Source organism: Paraburkholderia bannensis (assembly GCF_014200455.1).
GTDB lineage: Bacteria > Pseudomonadota > Gammaproteobacteria > Burkholderiales > Burkholderiaceae > Paraburkholderia > Paraburkholderia bannensis_A.
Genome location: NZ_JACHBW010000006.1, coordinates 227,591 through 246,265 on the forward strand (window position 1 = coordinate 227,591; position 18,675 = coordinate 246,265).

The window sequence follows — 18,675 nt, forward strand, 5'->3', positions numbered from 1 at the left end:
CTGTCTTGTTCGCCCGGATTGTCAGGAAACCGAAAGAGTTCGCGGGGTGCCGAAAATCAGCCGATCCAGCAACAGCACGGCAACGATGGTCGCGCCCATCAGCGGGAAAATCACCGCGAGCATCGCCAGCCCGGCTTTCCATGCCCGCATCGGCGGGGCGGCGCGCTCGCGCGACGGAGCGCCCACGGTGCGCCCTGGACGGCGCAGCCACCACATCACCACGCCGGTGACGGCAAGGGCAGCGAGGCCCAAGGAAATCGCCGTGCAGATAACCTGATTCGCCAGCCCGAAATAGCGGCCCATGTGCAGCGATGTGCCATACGAAATGACCTGCGAGACCGCCCCGTAATCCGCATAGCGGATGTCCTTGAGGATCCTGCCGCTGTATTGGTCGATGTAGACGGTGCGTTCGCGCTGCGGATCGGACGGGAAATACGACACCGTATAAACGCCCGTAGCCGTCGACGGCAAGGCGATGTCATAGCCACTTGCGACGCCAAGCGCGCCCATGCGCTGGACCACCTGATCGAGCGTGAAGCGCACGCTTTCATGCGTGGCCGCAGCGGGCGATTGCGGCACGCGCACTGCGCCCACTGCCCACGGCACGTTGGGCAAAGGGAGGTCGTCCATCACCATGCCGGGCATGGACGACATATCGTGGCCTGCATGTTCAGAATGATCCATCGGCGCAGCGGGCGGCGCGGATTTCAGTGGCAGACCGCCGCCCCACGCGCCGCGCGGCGCACCGGCGTTTACGCGCGTCGCCAGCGCCTTGAACTGCTTGCCCCATGATCCCGTCCACGGCAGGCCGCTGACGACGAACGCGAGCGCACCCACCGCAAGCCAGATGCCGATCACGCTATGCAGACTCTTCCAGAACGGCCGGCCCGTCGCGCCCAGATGCGGCCAGAGCGCCGCACGCAATGTCGCCCTCTTGCGATCCGCAGCCGAAGCACGCCGTGGCCACCAGAGCGCCACGCCCGTGCCGATCATCACCAGCGTCCAGCAGGCGGCCAGTTCCATCAGCAGCTCGCCCGGCTTGCCGAGCAGCAACTTACGATGGAGCATGCGATCGACCTGCATGAAGCGGCTATCGACATCGAGCGTGCCTAGCACATCGCCACTATAGGGATTCAGATAGACGCTTTCCTTGCTGCCGTTCGCAAGTGCGAAAACGAATTCGGCGCTGCGTGCGGGATTTGTGTCGATATGCGCGCGAATCGGCTTTGCATCGGCGGGCTGCGAAGCCCGCGCACGTGCGAGCAGATCATCGGCAGGCAATCGGGGCGATTCTTGCGGCGTCACCACGAGACGATGCGGATAAAGCAGCGGCTCGATCTGCGGCTGGAAACAGTAGATCGTGCCGGTGATCGCCAGCACGATCAGAAACGGCATGACAAAAAGACCGGCGTAAAAATGCCAGCGCCATAGCGTGCGATAGCCGGGATGGACAGCGCTGGCAGCGCGTGCGGTGCGCGTGCCGGAAGCGGGCAGCGTAGCGGACATCGGAGGCTCCTGTTATTTCGGTTGATTCAATACGGCGAATACAAGCGATCGCTCAAATGCCGATCTTCGCTTCGACATAAAACGTGCGGCCGGGATAGGGGTGATAGACGAAGTAGCGCGCGTCGAACAGATTGTCGATACCCACGCCAATCTCGCTCTTTTTAGTGGGCCGATACGTGTACTTCAGATCGGCGACCGTATAGGTGCTGGTACCGCCGAATACGTTCGGATTCGTGTCGGTATTGGTGAGCGTGTTGTACTGCCGCCCCGAATAGCGGGCGGCGAGCGTCAGCGCGCTATGCGCGTCGAAGCGGTACGTCGCCACGGCATTCACGCGCCACAGCGGAATGCGATAGAAGTATTTGCCGACGCTTGCCGGGTTCTGCGCGTTCTCCAGGATCTTCGACTGCGTATAGGCCACGCTCGCCGAAAGATCGAGGCCATGCAGTACGACGTCCTCGCCCTGATAGCTCGTTTCCACGCCGCGCGAGCGCACCTTGCCGATATTCTGGAAGTTGGTGACGTTCGGAATCACCGTGGTATCGGTCTGGCTGAAGATGGTGTTCTTCACGTCGTCCTGGAACAGCGTGAAGCGGAACAAGCCGTTCCAGTGCGCCCATTCCGCCGTGAGCTCTTTCGATAGATCGTTTTCGGCCTTCAGATTGGGATTGTTGTTGACGATCGACGAGCCGTTTATCTGCCCCTGGAACAATTCGCCAACCGTGGGGAAGCGGTACGCGCGCGCAACAGAGGCACGTAGCGTGAGATCGTCGGTAACGTCGAAGGAGAGCGAAGCCTTCGGCGAGAAGTGGCGGTCGCCAACGCCCGCATAGGGCACTGTCGACGCGCCCAGAGACTGATAACCGTCGTAGGCGTGCCAGTCTTCGTAGCGCACGCCATAGACGAGCTTCCAGCGCGGCAGGAAACGCCACGCATCCTGCGCGTAGAAGGCCTGCGTTTCGGTCTTGCCTGCAAAGGCGTTGGCGAAGCTGCCCGCCGGGCCGTCGCGCCACGCAAGCGTTTGGTAGGTGCGGTTATCGACGGTGTAGTTGTCGTAGTGATAGCCGAAGGTTAACCAGTGCGCGCCCAGTCCCGCGTCGGGCCGTGGAGGCGTCCACGTGGTCTTGAGATCGAGCGTCTTCCAGCCGGTGCCGTCGCCGAGCGTCATGGTGCCTGCGCCATTGCCCGGGCCGCCCGAACTCGCCGTGCGCGCCACGCTGTTGCTAACGTCGTAGTACGAAGCAATTGCTTCGCCGTTCCAGCCGGTGGCCTGATGCGTACGCAGATTCACGCCGTAGAGCCAGTTCTCGCTCCAGCCGCGGCTTGGGGCCATGGCGGCAGCGGGAATGGTGTACTCGTAGCCGCCGATATTGACCTTGCCGCTGTAGACCGGGTTGCCGTGATCGTCGTAGAGAAAGGTCGAGGTCTGGCTGTTGTAGGTCTGATGCCAGTAGCCGAGCGTGAAGCCGCCCTGTACCGTAGGCGTGAAATCGTACTGCGTGCGCAACTTGAACTGGTCCTGCACCGTGTGCTCGATGCCCTCGCCGTTTACGCCCAGCACCACCGTACGCGCATTGGTCTGGTTGTTATAGAAATACGCACCGTGTACGGGCGTGTCGCCTGCCTTAGCGAGCGTGCTCGACTGCGCAAGCGTGGCGAATTGCAGCGGTTGGCTGGTGTTTTCCAGGTGATTGACGCCCAGCAACCACGAGAACTTGCCGATGCGGTCGCCAATCGACGCGCTCATTTCGCTGCCGTTGAAATTCTGGTTCACGCCGTAGAGGCTGAAATGCTGCGTGAACGCCTTGACATCGGCGTTGGCTTCGAATTTCGACGGCATGCGCGTGGTGATCAGCACAGTCGCGCCAAGCGAGTTGCCCGGATAGAGCGCCGAATACGGTCCATAGATCACATCGACCTGCTGGATCTGATCGGGGAACACCATCGACCAGCGCGGCGGAAACGCATAGCCGTTGCCCAGCAGATTCGACAGCAGCAAACCATCCGAATAGACAAGACCACGCGCACTCTGCGTATTGCTCGTGCCGCGCACCGCGATGATCGAATTCAGATCGCCGACAAAGCGCTTGCGCACCGCGAGATTTGGCAGGTACTTGAGCACGTCTTCGGTATTGACGACGTTCCAGTTGTTGAATTGCGCGGGCGTTACCGTTTCGACCGTGGCCGGCAGATTCGGATCGACGGCGGGTGTGGTGGCACTTTTCGTATCGGCGTTCGAGGCGCTCACGGTGACCGTGGGCAGCGTCGTGGTGGCCGTGCTGGCCGCATCTGCATCGGCGGCATGGGCCGATGCGGCGGCGAAAGTGGCGAAAGTCGCAAATGCGGCGACTGCAATTGGCGCCAGCAGGGACAGCGGTGCCAGACGGTGACGGATGTGCGGATACAACCGCGAGGACGAGCGCGGGCGCGCGCCGCGCGAGGCGGGCGTGAACATGTAAAGGTTTCCCCAGAGCGATAGACGTGCGGCCGCACGCATCTGCGCAGCAGGCATGTGCGAGTGCAAGGCGCGTCGTGATCCTGATGGCGCCGACGGGCTGATGAACCGTTGGACTCAGCCTTCGATCGGGCGGCCGTGCGCGCGAGCCATCAAAGGCACAGGCGAGCGCAGGCGATCATGCGAAACAGACGCAAACGGGCGGCCGGTGAGAGCTGCTATCAGGCCAGTACGGGTGGGGCGCGTGGACGGCCCGAAGGGAAGGCCCCGAAGGGCGTATGACGCGTGGAAAGCGGCGCGATGCGATCGACGGCAGCCACGAGCGCGCGTTGCGGTTCGGGTACCGCGATGCTGGGCATCGCGACGTGATGTTCGAGGAGATGGCAGTAGCCGCAGGCGCCGAACGCATCGTCGTGCGAAAGATGCGGGGCCGAAGATGCGGGCTGGAGCGCCGAGCAAAGTTCGGCGGTGGGCTCGTGCGCGTCATGCGCGGCAATCAGCTGACTCGCGAGCGGCGCAAGCACGATGAGCCACATCGCGACGAGGCCAAGCCATGCGGTCAGCAGAATGTGCTTGCGTAGTTTCATATTGGTGTGAGCGATTGCGCGGCGCAGTCTACCATGATGCGTCGCATTTGCGCACCCGTCCTCGCAGGCTGAAACTGGTCATAAGCAGTCCGGTATTGCTCGCGACGCGCAACGCCCGAACGCAATAAAGCGGCCTCAAACAAGGGCTTTCGAACTATTCCGATGGGCCGCTGGGACGGCGTGCGCGATCATGCTCGGCGTGTGCAACCCAACAATCGTGAGGGCCGCGTTCGCCGCGGCACGCCATCATGTCCGTTTCCCCTCTACGCCCTTCGCCCAGCCTGCGCTGGCTGGCCCGCACTACCGAACCCTGCGGGCAACGCATCAAGCACAGGACCTGTGACGGCACGCCGCAGGGGCATGTGCCGCTCGCGCGCGGCAGCGGCATCGATACGACGCGTTGCGGTCTGGAATTGCCGGTGGAGTTCGCACTGAAGCTCGCTGCGCGCACGCATGCCACGCCGCGCAATCCCGTGCTCTGCCCATTGAGCGACAGCGCGTTGCGGCAGTGGTGCGTGCACCTGCAAAGCGGGGCGTGCCCCAATCGCGCTCGCGAGGGCGAAACACCGTAAGCGGTTCAGGCGGAAAGCTGGCTCGCGGCCTGTTCGCGCAGCGCTTCCAGCTCGTGCGCGAGGGCGTGTGATAACGCTTCGACATCCTCGTTCCACTCGTCGCTTTCGCGTAGTGTCGCGCGTAGTTCGAGGCTCGTTTCATAGAGCATCGAAGCGCCGAGCACGGCGAGCCCGCCCGATACGCGATGCGCCCAGGCGCGCAGCTGTTCGAGGTCGCGCGTGGACTGGATGCGCGCGTAGTCGGCGATGTCGTGATCGGCCTGCTCGATGAAGATCGGTGCGATTGGGGGCGCCAATGCCGGAAAACGCGGTGCGTCGGTTTCATCGTCGGCGTCGGCGTGGTCCGGGGTTTCTGGCGGCATGGAGGCCTGCGTTTGCGCCGCCACGTCCGCCAGCACGCGCGCGAGCGCGGCGAGCGGCACCGGCTTGCTCAGATAATCGGTAAATCCCGACTGGCGTCCCTCGGCAATCTGCTCCGGCAAGGCGTTGCCGCTGATCGCGTAGACCGGCAGGGTGGCATGTTTTGCGCGCGCGGCGTGCAGCAATTGCTGGCCATTCATGCGCGGCATGTTGAGATCGGTGAGCACCGCGTCGATATGCGCTTCATCCAGCCGCGCAAGTGCTTCTTCGCCATCCCTGGCTTCGATCACGTTCGCGCCAAGCGTACGCAGCTGGTCGCGCAGCAGGCTGCGATTGAGCAGGTTGTCCTCGGCGATCAGCACATTGAGGCGCTGGAAATCGCTGGCTTGCGGCGGCTCGCGCGCGGCCGCTGGAGCGGGCGGCGTTGGCTCGGCGTCATCGCGCCCGGGCTGGGCGCGTAACATCTGCGTGGCGGTGCGGATGCCCGCGAGACTATAGAGGCTCACTTCCACGCTGCCGTCCGCGCGTGCGAGCGGCACGAGCGGACCATCCTGGCGCAGCCATACCACGTTCGCCGTGCCGTTCCACAGCCGGCTCACCTCGTCGGCGGAGAATTCGCCCGTGACCAGCAGGTAGTCGAGCGCGTTATGGTCGGGCGACAGCTGGGCTGAAGCGAGGTCCGTCGGCGGGCCCGCTTTGGGATCGAACAGATTCGTGAGCCATTCACGATTCTCCGGCGCGCGACACAAAATCGCCGCGCGCGCATCGGGCAGCGCCCATTCTTCGCCAGCGGTTCTGTCCGTATCGGTCTGCAACGGCAAGGTGACGATCACACGCGTGCCGACCCCCTGCGTGCTTTCCACCTCGCAGCGTCCATGCATCAGCTTGGCCAGACGCCCGCAGATCGACAAGCCCAGGCCCGTGCCGCGCGCTTCGGTCAGCCGATGAGCGTCGCCTTGCGTGAAGGGCTGGAAAAGCCGCGCCTTCAGCGACTCCGGCATGCCCACGCCCGAATCCGCCACGCTGATTTCGAGCGCATCGCCATGCCAGTTCGCACGCAGCACGATCTTGCCCGAGTGCGTGAACTTGAACGCGTTGCTGAGAAGGTTGTTCACGATCTGCGCGACGCGCACCGGATCGAAATGCAGCCGCGCGGGAATGGCGCGATCGATGACCAGATAGAAGGGCAATTGCTGCCGCACGGCCAGCGGCGCATGCGCGAGGGCGATGCGCACCAGCAGCGCGGCGATCGATTCGGATTCCTCTGAAAGCGTCATCGCTCCGACGTCGATCTTCGAAAAGTCGAGCACGTCGCTGACGATCTGCAGCAGTTCGGAAGACGAAATCTGCATCGCCTTCACGCGCGCCTCCTGTTCCGGTGCGAGTGCGCCGCGCGCCAGCAGCTCGATATTGCCGGTGAGCGAGGCGAGCGGCGTGCGGATTTCGTGACTCATTGCGGCGAAGAAGCTGACCTTGCTGCGCGCCGCCTCGTCGCTGGTGCGCTTGGCTTCGCGCAGCAGGCGTTCGGCTTCGTAGTGCTTCGACATATCCGCGAAGGCGCAGAACATCACGTCTTCGCGGCGCATGTTGGCGGGCGCGAACGTGATGTCCAGATGCACGCTCTGGCCGTCCTCACGCGTGAGCGAGAAGGGCAGGTCGTAGATCGGCATCTCGCCGTCGGCGGGCGGCGCATAGGGCATGCGCTTTTCGAATTCGACGCATAGTGCGCTGGGCAGACGGGTGGCTGCCGCGTCCAGACCCAGCAGATTGCGCACGATCTGATTCGCCACGACGATCTCGAAGTTTCGCTGGCGCACGATGCATAGTCCCACCGGCGTGGCGTGCACGAGCAGATGGTTGAGCAGTTCGCCTTCGAGCGCGCGGGTGGCTTCCGCGTAGGTGCGTTCGAGTACGTGGCGATTCCAGTAGCGCGCGAGGGCGGCGAGCAGCAAGAGGAGCGCAAGCGTCATTAGCGCGATGATGGCGAGCGGCACGCCGATCAACGCCACCAGGCTGGCCCACGAAACCGCCAGTGTGTAATGGCCGAAGTCGTATTCGAGCGCTTGCGCGCGCATCACCCAGCCAAAACGGGGCACCAGGTGGAAGCGATCGCGGGGCAGACCGGCCGCCTCCCGATCAACGTATTGCGCAGCGGCTGCGGGCAGCGGCCCTGAGAGCATCGCGCCGTCGCGGTCGAACAGGCTGGGCGTCACTGCGCGATCGCCTGGGGTCGAGACGCGCGCAAGCGTGTCCAGATCGACGGCCGTCAACGCAAGTGCGAAAGGTTTGCCATCCTTAAGAACGGTGCCCGCGCCGAGTACGAGCGAGGGCGCAAAGTTCAGGCTGGCCGGCGGACGAAACCAGGTCACCCTGCGCCAGCGGTTTTCGCCTGGCGGGTCGGCGCCACGCGTGCTCATGCGCAGCAGCACCGCATCGACCAGCATACGCGCCTGTTCCGCGCCGCCATGCAACGAGGTGTCGCGCCCGCCAGGCGCGAGCTGGAACTGCCAGGCGGCGCTGCCGTCGAGCAACACGAACAGCATCGGTTCGTCCGGGCTGATCGTCGTCGCGAACAGCGCAGCGTGTTCGCACACGGAGCGCAGTTCGGGCGATGCCGTGAGTCCTTCGAAGGCAGGCTTGCAGCGCTGCGGCGTGTTGCCTGCGCCCGACGCCGGCAACGCGAGCAGCTCGCGCTCGCTCAATGAAAGCATCAGGCGCAGCCCCGCCAGCAGATTGAAGCGCCGCAGCAACAGCGCGTTGGTCTGCGCCGTCACTGCACGCATCTGCACGGCCTGGCTCGCAAGCGACGACGCACCGATGCTGAAAACAGCCGTTGCTGCCGCGCACAATCCCGCAAATGCCAGCAGCGCGATCAGCATGCCGAACACGCGCCGCTCGCGCTTCAGATTGCTCTCCAGCGTCCTGAGCGCACTGAGCGGCGAAGCGAGCGAGGCGATGCGCCGTTCCATTATGCGAATCCGTGCTCGCTCGCGTAGCGGATCAAATCGGCGTTACTCAGGATCAGACAGAAACTCTCAAACCCTTATCCAGCTTGGCTTTCATCGATTTTCTTGAAAGCCTGATCAAGAATTGTGCCCAAAACGTGCCGCAACCTAACCGACTGCCGCGAGTTTCGGTGGCTCGTGCATCAAAACCGCGTTAGCATGCTGCGCAAGATGGTCGGGAGCAAGGTGAGCGTATTTTAGAACCATATCGAACGTCGCCCACCCACCCAGCTCCTTGAGCACCTGTAACGGCGTGCCGCCCTGCACATGCCAGCTTGCCCAGGTATGGCGGACATCATGGAACCGGAAATTCTTGATGCCCGCCTGCTTGCATGCCACTTTCCACCAGTACGCATCCCATCTGTCCAGCGGCTCACCAGCACTCACGAAAACGAACCTATCGCTCTTGCCGATCTGTCGGCGCAGGATCGTGAGAGCCTCCTCGTTCAGCGGCACACCGATGGGCTTGCGCGCCTTGGCCTGATCCGGATGAATCCACGCGCGCTTCGCTGGAAGATCCACCTGCGACCATTCCAGCTTCAGAATGTTGGCCTGGCGCAGCCCTGTCGCAAACCCGAATGCCGTGCAGTCCCGCATGCAGTCGTCGGCCAGTGCACGCAGCAACCGCTTGGCTTCCTCGCGCGTGATCCAGCGAATACGCACGCTCGGCTCCTCCAGTTCGGGCAGGCTAGGCGCATCCTCAATCCACTCCCATTCCTTCTTTGCGTCGTACATCAGCGCGCGGATCGTCGACAGATAGCGGTTGCGCGTGCCAGCCTTCAGCGGTGCCTTTCGACCTTTACGCACCGCATCAACTGGGATCGACTCCATGATCTCGGCCCGGGTAATCGAAGCCAAATCGCGACCGCCAAAGATGCCACGGAAGTAGAAAATCTTGGCTTCCATGTCGTCATATGTCGGCTTGCCTGCACGCTCTCTGAGAAACCGCACTGCGGCCTCGTCAAATGTATGCTTAGGCTTTTCCCCGAGCCTCGCCACGCGCCAAGCTTCATGCTTTAGCTTGGCTTCGAGCTCAAGCGCTTCCTTTCTGTTCGTCGTGCCTGAAGTCTGTCTAACTCGGCAGCCGCCTGGCGTGCGGAAATCGATATGCCAGACGTCGGAGCCTTTGCGCTTACGGATTGACATTGTTCACTCCTTGGTTCCGCTCGCGCCGGTCGGTCGGGATTGTACTCCGGCGCACCTTTCAATTTGTCTGGCCAGACACGCCACTGGCCGCCCACTTTGAAGAACCCCATTTCCACCTTGTGGGTGTAGACGGTGGTGTAGCAGACACCGAGGAGGGCGGCTGCCTCTTTGAGGGATAGGGCTTTTTCAGCCATGCGCTTCTGCCTGCGCTGCCGCTTCGCGCGCGGTGGCTTCGGCTGCCAGTCGTGCGCGCTCGTGCCGTGCAGCTTCTTCGAGGCGTGCCTGCTCGACGAGGCGTAGCCGCTCCTGCTCGCGGTCGTAGCCCTGGATCGCTTTCTTGAGTAGCGCTTCGGCTTGCTCGAGGTAATCGGTGGGTGCGCGGAACAGATCCATCACCGCCTTTTTCGCGGCATCGATCGGCTGCGTGATGCTCTTGCGCTTTGTGTCGAGATCCTTCTGCAGGCCCTTGATCTTCGTGAGGTCCTTCACGGCGAGGTCGCGCACCTCGGCGCAATCGACTGTGAACACCTTCGCGCTCGCGAGCGCGCGTTCAGCGCCCTTGAACAGTGCGTCTTCAGGCCTGGGCACTTGCAGATTCACCAGAGGTTGATTGTCCATTTTTGACCTTCCAGTTGCGGAGAGTGAGAAGCGACAGAAACACCGGCCAGTCGCCTTTGTCGGTAAAAGGCACCAGCCGGTAGGTGCCATCTGCGCGCAGCCCGAGGGCGTATCGGTCCTCGATCTGCGTGCCATTCTTTGCGAAGAGCTCGGCATACGCGGCCAGCTGCAGGCCGATCACGGGTCCGAGCGAGAGCATCTTCTTGATGTCGATCACTGCCCGCCGACCGTTGATGAAGCCCGAGCGATCGGGCGTGCCGGCAAAGCGCAGCACCGGGTGATAGAGCCGCTTTTCGATCGTCTCGGGCACGAAGCCAGACTCCGCGCGGAACTTGATCCATGCCGTGAGGTACGGCAGGAGCTCGTCGGCAAGGTTGTCCATGTCTAGGTCGTCGAGGTCGTAGAGCTCGGTCATGCGGTGCACAGCAGTTCCGAGCTTCTGCGCGCGCTCGAGCGTCTCGCGCGGCACCATGGAGTAGTCGACAAGCGGCGCGAGAATCTGCGTCACACTCGGCACCCGCTTGCCCGCGACGGTGTAGGCGTGCTCGACCGGATCGAAAAGCAGCTCGCTCATCACGCCGCCATCGGGTCTTCGACAAATTCAACGACCGCGTTGTAATTCGCAGTCGTCACGCCATCTAGATCGAAGCCGAACTTCTTGCGGATGTCCGCTTCGTTGATGCCGTTTTGCTCCATCTTCGTCTGCAGGATGCGCATGACGCTGTCGCTGACGGGCGTCGCGGGCGCGTCTTCGAACTTCTCCTGATCGGCACGCTGGGCGCGCGTGCGCGGCGCGGCCTGGCGCTCCTGCTGTTGCGCGGGCTTTTCGCTTCGTTGCACGGGTTCGGCATGGCGTTGCTCGGGCTGCTCGATCACACCGTCGGCGTCGGCCTGCTCGATCGCGGGCGTGGTGCGCGGCGCAGCTTGTTTCGCGCTCCGCGATTGCGGCTGCGGTACTTCTTCGGCGCGGCCCATGTCGCGCTCGACGATGCGCTGCGCTTCGTCTTCATCGAATACGCCCGCAAAGCCGAATGCGAGACGCGCGCCCTGGACAAACGTCTTATGACGCAGCATGCGATTCGGATGCGACTGCCACGGCTGCATGCTCCGACGCACGACCTCGTCGAAGTACTCGCGCACGACCACCGGGCGCTCGCGGTCCTTCCGATAGATGCGGACTTCCATCCATTCGGGGACCTGCTTGCCACTGAATTCGACCTTGTCGTCGGCATAGGCGAACTCGAAACCATTGCATTGCGGATGCTCGTTGACGATGCGCGCCCAGCCGTCGACACCGATCACCGGTACGATGCCGCCCTTGTCGGGGAATGCGTAGATCTCTTTCGTGAACGGGTTCAGGCCGTACTGGTCAGCGACGATCAGGAGTGCCGCCATTTGCTCGTTGGACACCTCCCTGTCGCCCTGCTGCTTGAAACAGGTGGACTTGAGCGTATCCATGAGCTTGCTAGGCTCAATGGAGTACTTGTCGGCGAACTTCGAGACGAGGCTCTGGCGCCCCGTGGTAACTGCTGTGGACATGGTCATCCTTTGTGGTGGTTAAAGGCGGGTGCTGCCGACGGCCGCGCCAACCTGGTTGAGATAAGCCGCGAGCGCCGTGCACGCGACTGCGATGAGGATTGCGACGAGGAATCCGAGGACCGGGCTGCGCTTGTGCAGGCGGTCGAGCATGTCGCCGAGAAAGTCGAAGGGCGTGCGCATTTCAGTCGTCGCATCCAGCGTATTTGCCCGCGCCGTCGTCATCGTTTCCAAAGTCGACTTCGCAAAGAGATTCGCCGCGCTGCACGCTGTGTTCGTCACCTTGTATGCCGCGCCATCTATCATCATCACAAGAGAGCATCAATGCTGGATCCCCTGGATTCCCGCCTCCGAAAACTCCGTCGTCGGTATATTTCCAATCAAAGTAAGGCGAAGGGCCCACCCACAAAAGCATTCGGGTTACTCGCTTACCTGCGCCTTCAAGGCGATTGCATTCATAGAGACCTTGACGCTCAGGCGCAACGCTTGCCGGAAACCATGGAGTGAGTTTTTGACGAGCCATGATTAACTCCCAAACACAATCGAATACCCGTACATCACGCCGACCACCACCGTCAGCACGATAGCCGCGCGCTTGTAGAGGCGCTCGACGCGGCGAATGTCCGCGAGCTTGAGCAGCTCGTTATCGCCGCGTGCGCGCGAAAGGCCAGCGGAGCTGATGCGCACGCTCACATGTTCGTCGTCGTGGATGATCACGATTGCGCTCCGGTGGAAGCGATTTTCTTGTGCCAATTGGCATCGAAATCTGCCATTGCCGCCTCGGGCGAATCACCGAATCCGCAGACGCCTTCCATGATGTTTTCGCCGTACAGGGCGCACCATTGATTCCCATCGCGCCCAACGCTCGGTCGATAGACTGCAGACGGACGCGAAAGCGAAAACGTCACTTCCTGCATGGCACAGCGAATAACGTTGTCTGCATTGCCAAAGGCTTCGCGCAGCGCAGATTCAGCGGCTTGGCCAATGTCGCTGCCGTGGATTCGACTGCGCACGGCGTCGTAAATTGCTTGATAGGAATCACTCATTTCCAACCCCGATTTAGTTAGCACCACACGACATCTTTGAAATCGACCGTGCGGCGATAGACCCATTTCTGCGACCAGCCTACGAACGTCATTTCCATGTAGCCGTTGGCCAGCAGGACGATTCGGTAGGAAAGGCGCATCACAACTCCGTCTTGGACAGCGCCAGATCCATCAGCGCGCGTTCGCCAGAGATCAGCGGGTTGCGCGAGGCGATCACGGAAAGGGCTTCGACCAGCGCATCGATCGCGTCAGCGGCCTGAGCCATCTTTCGCTCAGCGCCGATCGCGTTGCCGCTGGCGTTGCACGCACGCAGCTCGCGCGAGAGGTCGGTTTGCGGGCGGAGGTCTTGGGCGTCACACATGGCTGGCTCCTATCACTTCGTAGCGGAGGTCCGGAAAGAGCACCTTGAAATCACCACGCGGGCAGAGGACTTCCCAGCCGAGCTTTTCGTGTGGCACGCCATCGATTTCGAATTCGTCGACGACACCGAATTCGTAGACGTACTTGTCGTCTGCGACCATGTCGCCTTCGTTGGGCGCATCAAGGCACGCGCCTGCGGTCATGAATCTAGACATGGCTTTCCTCCAGCTCTTCAATGCATTCACGGCAGACCGGGTAGCCGTCCAAGTCCCGCGTGAAGAGCGTGCGGCGGCGGCATTCAGCGCACCACAAGCGCGGCGCGATTTCGACGTCGGGTGCGACATCAAATTCATCCCAGAGCACGACTCGCATTTGGTTTCCTCGCTGCGCCGTGGGTGGCGCGTTGAGAGGAATTATACGAAAGCGTATTGCTAAGTCAATACGTTTTCGTATTGCTCGGACCAAAAAAAATCCCGCCGAAGCGGGAGGGGTCAAGGCGCGAGGCGGCTATCTGACCTGCTTGACCTGTTGAGCATCAACCGTTTCCCCGTCCACATAGAGGACCGAGGATTCGAAGTCGCAAAAATTGTCCTTGAGAACCGTGACGCGGGAGCTTGGGTGAAAGAAGGCGAACGACTTGATCAGAATCTGCCCTGCGATCCCGCCGCTCAGCAGAATCGTATGGTTATCGAGGACTTGAAAGTTGGTTGCTTGCTTTGCGTTCAAAACGCAATCCGCATGTGCAGTTGCTGCGATCACAAGCAGCCATGCGACGACCATTTTCTTCATGGTTCCCCCGGCGTCTGGATTCTTTATTTAATGGATTTGTCATCCGAATAGCCACATCGACGGCTTTACGATGGCAGCGACGTAATGCAGCCTTTCAATCTGGTCCGAATTTATTGCGATCGGCGCGTGCGCGGTGTTGACCGACATCAGGTGGGTTCGACCTTGGGCTGCGTACAGATAGATTTTCACCATCACACGGCCATCCTTTGCCTTTACCAGCACCTCGTCACCGTGGTCGACCTTGCGATTCGGCTCAATCACGACAAATTCGCCGTCCTTGATGCGAGGCATCATTGAGTCGCCTTTGCAGCGTACTCCGTAGGCATCCTTGTCTTTGGAGGGGAAGTCTAGATAACCGTCCCCGTGGCCGACCGGATAGTCCAGCTCGGCCCAATGTCCGTCGTCTCCCAATTGTGCGGTCCCCACCACTGGAATGCGTCTGCCTGGGGGTAATGGAACAGGGTCGAATGGATCCTCTGGGTGGATGTTCGCCGAATTTTTTGCTCCTTTACCCATCACCAGCCAGACGGCGTTGTAACCGAATTTTTCCTGAATTTCTGCGGCATGCTCCAGCCGAATAGTAGCAACAGCGCCGTCCAGCCACTCACGAACCGTCTCCACAGGTACTTTCGCTGCCGCGGCCAGATCTTCGTCACTGGCGCCAGTCTCATTGAGGACAAGCGCTATGCGGCGCGCAACGTCAGCTCCAGTCGCCGGTTTCGGGGCGAGTGCGCGTTCTTTCAAGTCCGTGTACCGCAAATCCTGCAACGAGACGCCGAAGAAGTCCGCAAGCGGACGCACCGTCTCGTCGCGAGGGGTCAGGCTTTCGCCGTTCAGGATGCGGAAGATAGTAGCCTGCGGTGGCTTGTTGCCAACCTTTTCAGAAAGCGAATTTGGATTCAAACCGCGCTTTTCCATCAAAAATTGCAGGTTTTGAACCAAAAAAATAGATGTTTTCGACATGCGCTGAACATACGTAAAGGTATAAATCTGCGCAAGCACCTATACGATTCCGTTTGACAGTAATACGGAATCGTATAGAATCCGCTCTGATGACCATCGGGAGCGGTTTCCATGAAAAGTGCAAAGCAGCTTATCGACGAGCTGTGCGCGGACGGCTTTACGCAAGCTCGAATTGCCGAACTGGCGGAAGTGACTCAAGCGACTATCAGCCGTATGCAGGCTGGCGTTAGCGAGGGCCGCGCAGGCACTCTGCGCAAGCTGTTTGAGATCCACCAACAGCACTTTGGCGACAAAACTGCTGAGCAGGTGGCTGCGTGATGCGCCGCCCGTTGCCACTCACTCCGAAGCGCGGTCGTCTCGTTTCAGTGCGTCGAGGAACCAGTTTGCGTCTTTCATCTGCTGGGCACTGGCGTGCTCTGGGAGTGGCGCATCGTCTTGCTGGGAAAGCAGGTACTCCATCAGCTCGCGAAAGCGTTGTTCGACTGCAGGAGCTGATGGATGAACTTCTGCAAGCGCGCGAAGGGCAGCCTGCTGGACCTCGGTCTGTATCAGCAGACGCTGAACTTGCTGGGACAGCTCGATGAGCAGCTTCATTTCTTTCTCGTTCATGGGAATCCCCTTCGCCAAAGAGTTGCGTGGTGTGGAAGCCTGCAATTCTATGGTGGAGCGGGGTTCCCACCTCTACAGCGCTGGCAATCAGTCGCCAATGAGCGCCTGCAGCGCGATGTCGACCCCTTGGTCGTACACGGCGTGCGTATCCGGAAATTCCCGAACGGAATTCCCGCGCAGCCGTGTTGCCGCCTCGCGCAAGAGTGCCGCAGCTTCTTCCCGGTTCGGGTGTGTCCGCAACAACAAGCGCGTCGCTGCCATGTGCATGTCGATCCGCGCCTGGTGCTCGACGAGCATATCCCTGATGGCCGGCTCGACCTTGGGGCGTCTGAACTTGTGCCAATCGTTGCGCGTGAGAAAGACGACGAAGACAACGAGCGCCAGCAGCGCGATCCAGAAATTCATGTTTTCCCCCTCGGGAGGTCTGGTTTCGGTTTCCCGCAATTCTGACATGCATGGCGTTCCTCTCTTTTCCAGTTGGGTGCCGTCGATGAGCGCCACTTTATTTGTGCCCCGCAGCAACGGCACTCAAATCATTTTGGGAGGCATTGCCAGTCATGGCTAAGCCCAACATCGAACAAGCGCTGCGGGACCTGCTGACCGGTCCCGAACGAAAGCGCGCCGCTGAATTCATGGGGTGGGATGCGTCCGAGGTGAGCCGCTTTCTAAGCGGCCAGCGCGGCGTGATGATCACCGAGATCAACAAGGCAATCGAGGTCGCGGGCTTTGCGCTCGTGAGCCGTCCTTATCTCGACGCCATCGCAACACTGTGCAAGGTCGGAGCCGCGTGCGAGTGCGCACGCCAGGGCGCTGGCGAGTGCGGCGTGAGGTGACCACCCATGCTCGACCTCTGGATCGACCTGTATTTTCTGGGCGTCATCGTGGTGGCGTTTGGGTGGCCGTGGTGGCTGGTGAAGCCATGAGCCGTTGGACAACCACCGAGGTTGCACTGCTTGCGCACGTGGTTCCGGCCGCGCAGCGCCCCGAAGACCTGCGCCCGCTGTTCCCGCGCCATCCGCTCGGTGGCGTGCGCTGGAAGGCGTTGCGCTGCGGGTTGAAGTGGCCTACTCGTCGCCGCGCGAGGAAAGCATGACCGAACTCCCGAATCCTCTCACCCCGCCGGACTGCGATCTGCGCAATTTCCGCGAAATGCCGATTGATGTGCCGCGCTTGCTCGGATCCGATCTCGTGCACGACGAATCGCCTGAAGCGTGCTGGTCAGCAATGCTGCTCTGGTGTGTTTCCTGGCACGAGGTGCCCGCCGGCAGCATTCCCGACAACGATGAGTGGCTTGCGAAGCGCGCGGGCTATTGGCACAAGGGCAAGCTCGATCCCACGTGGCATGAGGTGCGCGATGGCGCATTGCATGGATGGATCAAGTGCAACGACGGTCGCCTCTATCACCCGGTGCTGGCCGAAAAGGTCAATGCGTCGTGGTTCTCGAAGCATCGCCATGCGCACGACAAACTCGGTGAGCGCATGCGGAAACGCAACAAGGCGAGGGTGGAAAAAGGCCAACTTCCGCTGGAAATGCCTGATCTCGAAGCATGGATAGAGATGGGTCGTCCGCTGGAACGCGAACTTTTTCCGGAGGAATTCCCGAATCTTTCCGCCGGAAAGACAACCGCTTCCGCCGGAAGCGTAGTCCAAAGCCAGCGGAAATCAAGTTACCTTCCGACGGAAACCGATGATTGTTCCGATGGAATTCCGCTGGAAAACGCTCTGAACAGAAATGAACAGAACGGAAATGAAATGAGCGGAGTGGAAAGGAACTTAAAAACCATAGGTTCTAACGACGGCAGCGCTACTGCTCCGCGTGCGCGCGAAATCGACGGAAAGCTGACCGCCGCCGGCGTTTCGATGAGCCTGATCGGCTGGGAGCGAGAACGGAACAAGGCTGCGCGGGGCATAACGGCTGCGAATCAGCAGGTGATCGACCTCGCGGCGCTGAGCGTTTCCGCCGACGAACTGCGCAAGGCCTACGAAGACGCTGTGGCTGACCGCCTGGCCACCGACGACCCCACGCCCGTGAACGCCGGCTTCGTCCGCACGTTTGTCGAGAAGCGAAGGCGTCCGGTGGTGAAGCGCGAGGACAACGCGTGGAAGCGCAGCGACAAGGGCATTGAATCGAAGGCATCGGAACTCGGCATCTATCCGCGCGCTGGCGAATCGCATGACGCGCTGCGCGAGCGCTGTGAGGCCGAAATCCGTCGACGTGCACAACCGCAGGGAGCAGCTGCATGAGCGAGACAATTTTCGGCGAAGTCATGTCCGACGAAAGGGCGAAGCTTCATCACGAAATTGCATTGCTGGCGATTTGCCTTCGGGCCTCAGAACTTCGCATAGCGGTGATGATCGCGACCGGCGATCAAGGATCTGGTCGTTCGACCCGTGCTGCGCTTGAAAAAAATATCGAGTCGAATCGAGAGGCGCTTGATGCGCTTATCGACGAATACCTCGAAAAAGGCCGGAAAGGTGAGCTATGAGCGAAGAACTCGGTCAGCCTTGGGGCATGTGCGCAGCGTTCGGATGCCCGTTGCTGGGTACCGTCGGCAGCGAAGGGCGCTGGTACTGCTTTTGCCACGTGAACAAGCCATCGAACTTCAACGATGCCATCACGCGCGAACTGCGCGACCGGCAAATGCCCATCGTCGAAGCCACGCTCTCCATCCGTCGGCATTTTTCGTCGTTCCATGACGTGCCAGAGGCGTATCGCGCGATTCAGCGCTTGCTGATCGACGCCGATCGGAAAGACCTGTTGCTCGGTGCTGGTGGCGCTGATTGCTCTCCGCACCGGCCCGGAAAGCCGATCGTGAAGATGTGGCTCACCCGCCGCTGCGCGCCGCACACTGGCGAGGCAAAACACCAGCGCCCACAGCGCCATCGTCCAGCCCAGCACGCTGGCCGCTGCAATCAGCCAGAAGGCGCTCTGCTGTTCGCGCCACAGCAGAAAAAGCGTGGCGAAAAAGGCCAGGTAGAACAGCGGCAGCAGATAGATGCCGATGCGGCTTGCCCATTCGCAGGTGCCCAGCAGCCACGACATCGGTGTGGAGAGCGTCGGATGGAGAGGGACGGCGGCGGACATGGCAAAGGCTCGGTCGGTAGTTAAGAAACATGGCCGCC

26 protein-coding genes are annotated in these 18,675 nt (G+C 61.4%); 7 read left to right on the plus strand and 19 right to left on the minus strand.

Annotated features, from left to right (window positions below; all coding sequences use genetic code 11):
* Positions 1 to 21 precede the first annotated feature (21 nt).
* From F4827_RS12415 to F4827_RS12425, 3 genes are all read right to left on the minus strand, one after another.
* A complete protein-coding gene (locus F4827_RS12415) occupies positions 22 to 1,506 on the minus strand; it encodes a PepSY domain-containing protein (protein WP_183724228.1) in 1,485 nt (494 codons plus the stop codon).
* Positions 1,507 to 1,558: 52 nt separating this feature from the next.
* Positions 1,559 to 3,961, minus strand: a complete 2,403-nt coding sequence (locus F4827_RS12420) for a TonB-dependent receptor (protein ID WP_183724229.1) — start codon at positions 3,959 to 3,961, stop codon at positions 1,559 to 1,561.
* A 221-nt stretch (positions 3,962 to 4,182) separates the two neighbouring features.
* A complete protein-coding gene (locus tag F4827_RS12425) occupies positions 4,183 to 4,548 on the minus strand; it encodes a DUF2946 domain-containing protein (RefSeq protein ID WP_183724230.1) in 366 nt (121 codons plus the stop codon).
* Positions 4,549 to 4,796: 248 nt separating this feature from the next.
* On the opposite strand from F4827_RS12425, the gene F4827_RS12430 reads away from it, so the two are divergent.
* Positions 4,797 to 5,120, plus strand: coding sequence for a hypothetical protein (locus F4827_RS12430; RefSeq protein WP_183724231.1), 324 nt, complete (start codon positions 4,797 to 4,799; stop codon positions 5,118 to 5,120).
* Between the two features lie 5 nt (positions 5,121 to 5,125).
* Here F4827_RS12430 and F4827_RS12435 read toward each other — a convergent pair whose 3' ends face one another.
* The 14 genes from F4827_RS12435 to F4827_RS35825 all read right to left on the minus strand — a co-directional run bounded on the left by F4827_RS12435 (position 5,126) and on the right by F4827_RS35825 (position 14,982).
* Positions 5,126 to 8,449 carry a hybrid sensor histidine kinase/response regulator gene (locus tag F4827_RS12435; RefSeq protein ID WP_183724232.1) on the minus strand — a complete coding sequence of 1,108 codons (3,324 nt, stop codon included), beginning with the start codon at positions 8,447 to 8,449 and terminating at the stop codon, positions 5,126 to 5,128.
* 144 nt (positions 8,450 to 8,593) lie between these two features.
* Entirely contained in the window at positions 8,594 to 9,631 is a 1,038-nt protein-coding gene (locus F4827_RS12440) for a site-specific integrase (RefSeq protein ID WP_183724233.1), read from the minus strand.
* Between the two features lie 186 nt (positions 9,632 to 9,817).
* Positions 9,818 to 10,249, minus strand: a complete 432-nt coding sequence (locus tag F4827_RS12445) for a hypothetical protein (RefSeq protein WP_260175151.1) — start codon at positions 10,247 to 10,249, stop codon at positions 9,818 to 9,820.
* Positions 10,206 to 10,823: a hypothetical protein gene (locus F4827_RS12450; protein WP_183724234.1), complete on the minus strand. Its 618-nt coding sequence runs from the start codon at positions 10,821 to 10,823 to the stop codon at positions 10,206 to 10,208. The genes F4827_RS12445 and F4827_RS12450 overlap by 44 nt, the downstream gene beginning before the upstream one ends.
* Positions 10,823 to 11,788, minus strand: a complete 966-nt coding sequence (gene bet, locus F4827_RS12455) for a phage recombination protein Bet (RefSeq protein WP_183724235.1) — start codon at positions 11,786 to 11,788, stop codon at positions 10,823 to 10,825. The genes F4827_RS12450 and bet overlap by 1 nt, the downstream gene beginning before the upstream one ends.
* Positions 11,789 to 11,806: 18 nt before the next feature.
* Positions 11,807 to 12,010, minus strand: a complete 204-nt coding sequence (locus F4827_RS12460) for a hypothetical protein (protein ID WP_260175169.1) — start codon at positions 12,008 to 12,010, stop codon at positions 11,807 to 11,809.
* Positions 12,011 to 12,310: 300 nt separating this feature from the next.
* Entirely contained in the window at positions 12,311 to 12,502 is a 192-nt protein-coding gene (locus F4827_RS12465; RefSeq protein ID WP_183724236.1) for a hypothetical protein, read from the minus strand.
* Positions 12,499 to 12,831: a hypothetical protein gene (locus tag F4827_RS12470; RefSeq protein ID WP_183724237.1), complete on the minus strand. Its 333-nt coding sequence runs from the start codon at positions 12,829 to 12,831 to the stop codon at positions 12,499 to 12,501. The genes F4827_RS12465 and F4827_RS12470 overlap by 4 nt, the downstream gene beginning before the upstream one ends.
* A 17-nt stretch (positions 12,832 to 12,848) precedes the next feature.
* Positions 12,849 to 12,971, minus strand: coding sequence for a hypothetical protein (locus F4827_RS35220; RefSeq protein WP_260175152.1), 123 nt, complete (start codon positions 12,969 to 12,971; stop codon positions 12,849 to 12,851).
* Positions 12,971 to 13,192 carry a hypothetical protein gene (locus F4827_RS12475; protein ID WP_183724238.1) on the minus strand — a complete coding sequence of 74 codons (222 nt, stop codon included), beginning with the start codon at positions 13,190 to 13,192 and terminating at the stop codon, positions 12,971 to 12,973. The genes F4827_RS35220 and F4827_RS12475 overlap by 1 nt, the downstream gene beginning before the upstream one ends.
* Positions 13,185 to 13,406 carry a hypothetical protein gene (locus F4827_RS12480; RefSeq protein WP_183724239.1) on the minus strand — a complete coding sequence of 74 codons (222 nt, stop codon included), beginning with the start codon at positions 13,404 to 13,406 and terminating at the stop codon, positions 13,185 to 13,187. Before F4827_RS12480 ends, F4827_RS12475 begins: the two co-directional genes overlap by 8 nt.
* Complete coding sequence (locus F4827_RS12485; RefSeq protein WP_183724240.1) at positions 13,399 to 13,563, minus strand: hypothetical protein; 165 nt, start codon at positions 13,561 to 13,563, stop codon at positions 13,399 to 13,401. The genes F4827_RS12480 and F4827_RS12485 overlap by 8 nt, the downstream gene beginning before the upstream one ends.
* A gap of 135 nt (positions 13,564 to 13,698) precedes the next feature.
* Entirely contained in the window at positions 13,699 to 13,980 is a 282-nt protein-coding gene (locus F4827_RS12490) for a hypothetical protein (RefSeq protein ID WP_183724241.1), read from the minus strand.
* A gap of 39 nt (positions 13,981 to 14,019) precedes the next feature.
* The gene (locus tag F4827_RS35825; RefSeq protein WP_311673265.1) at positions 14,020 to 14,982 is read right to left on the minus strand and encodes a S24 family peptidase; all 963 of its coding nucleotides are present in this window, start codon (positions 14,980 to 14,982) and stop codon (positions 14,020 to 14,022) included.
* Positions 14,983 to 15,054: 72 nt separating this feature from the next.
* On the opposite strand from F4827_RS35825, the gene F4827_RS12500 reads away from it, so the two are divergent.
* Positions 15,055 to 15,261 carry a hypothetical protein gene (locus tag F4827_RS12500; protein WP_183724242.1) on the plus strand — a complete coding sequence of 69 codons (207 nt, stop codon included), beginning with the start codon at positions 15,055 to 15,057 and terminating at the stop codon, positions 15,259 to 15,261.
* An 18-nt stretch (positions 15,262 to 15,279) separates the two neighbouring features.
* On the opposite strand, the gene F4827_RS12505 is transcribed toward F4827_RS12500, so the two are convergent.
* Both F4827_RS12505 and F4827_RS12510 read right to left on the minus strand, forming a co-directional pair.
* Positions 15,280 to 15,552: a hypothetical protein gene (locus tag F4827_RS12505; protein ID WP_183724243.1), complete on the minus strand. Its 273-nt coding sequence runs from the start codon at positions 15,550 to 15,552 to the stop codon at positions 15,280 to 15,282.
* Positions 15,553 to 15,639: 87 nt separating this feature from the next.
* Entirely contained in the window at positions 15,640 to 15,957 is a 318-nt protein-coding gene (locus F4827_RS12510) for a hypothetical protein (protein ID WP_221303665.1), read from the minus strand.
* A 152-nt stretch (positions 15,958 to 16,109) separates the two neighbouring features.
* Here F4827_RS12510 and F4827_RS12515 point away from each other — a divergent pair, with 152 nt between their 5' ends.
* The 5 genes from F4827_RS12515 (at position 16,110) to F4827_RS12535 (ending at position 18,661) form a co-directional block, all read left to right on the plus strand.
* Positions 16,110 to 16,385, plus strand: coding sequence for a DNA-binding protein (locus F4827_RS12515; RefSeq protein WP_183724245.1), 276 nt, complete (start codon positions 16,110 to 16,112; stop codon positions 16,383 to 16,385).
* A gap of 86 nt (positions 16,386 to 16,471) precedes the next feature.
* Positions 16,472 to 16,645: a hypothetical protein gene (locus F4827_RS12520; RefSeq protein WP_183724246.1), complete on the plus strand. Its 174-nt coding sequence runs from the start codon at positions 16,472 to 16,474 to the stop codon at positions 16,643 to 16,645.
* Positions 16,642 to 17,796, plus strand: a complete 1,155-nt coding sequence (locus F4827_RS12525; RefSeq protein ID WP_183724247.1) for a hypothetical protein — start codon at positions 16,642 to 16,644, stop codon at positions 17,794 to 17,796. The genes F4827_RS12520 and F4827_RS12525 overlap by 4 nt, the downstream gene beginning before the upstream one ends.
* A complete protein-coding gene (locus F4827_RS12530; RefSeq protein WP_183724248.1) occupies positions 17,793 to 18,038 on the plus strand; it encodes a hypothetical protein in 246 nt (81 codons plus the stop codon). The genes F4827_RS12525 and F4827_RS12530 overlap by 4 nt, the downstream gene beginning before the upstream one ends.
* Entirely contained in the window at positions 18,035 to 18,661 is a 627-nt protein-coding gene (locus tag F4827_RS12535; RefSeq protein WP_183724249.1) for a hypothetical protein, read from the plus strand. The genes F4827_RS12530 and F4827_RS12535 overlap by 4 nt, the downstream gene beginning before the upstream one ends.
* The last annotated feature ends 14 nt before the right edge of the window (positions 18,662 to 18,675 follow it).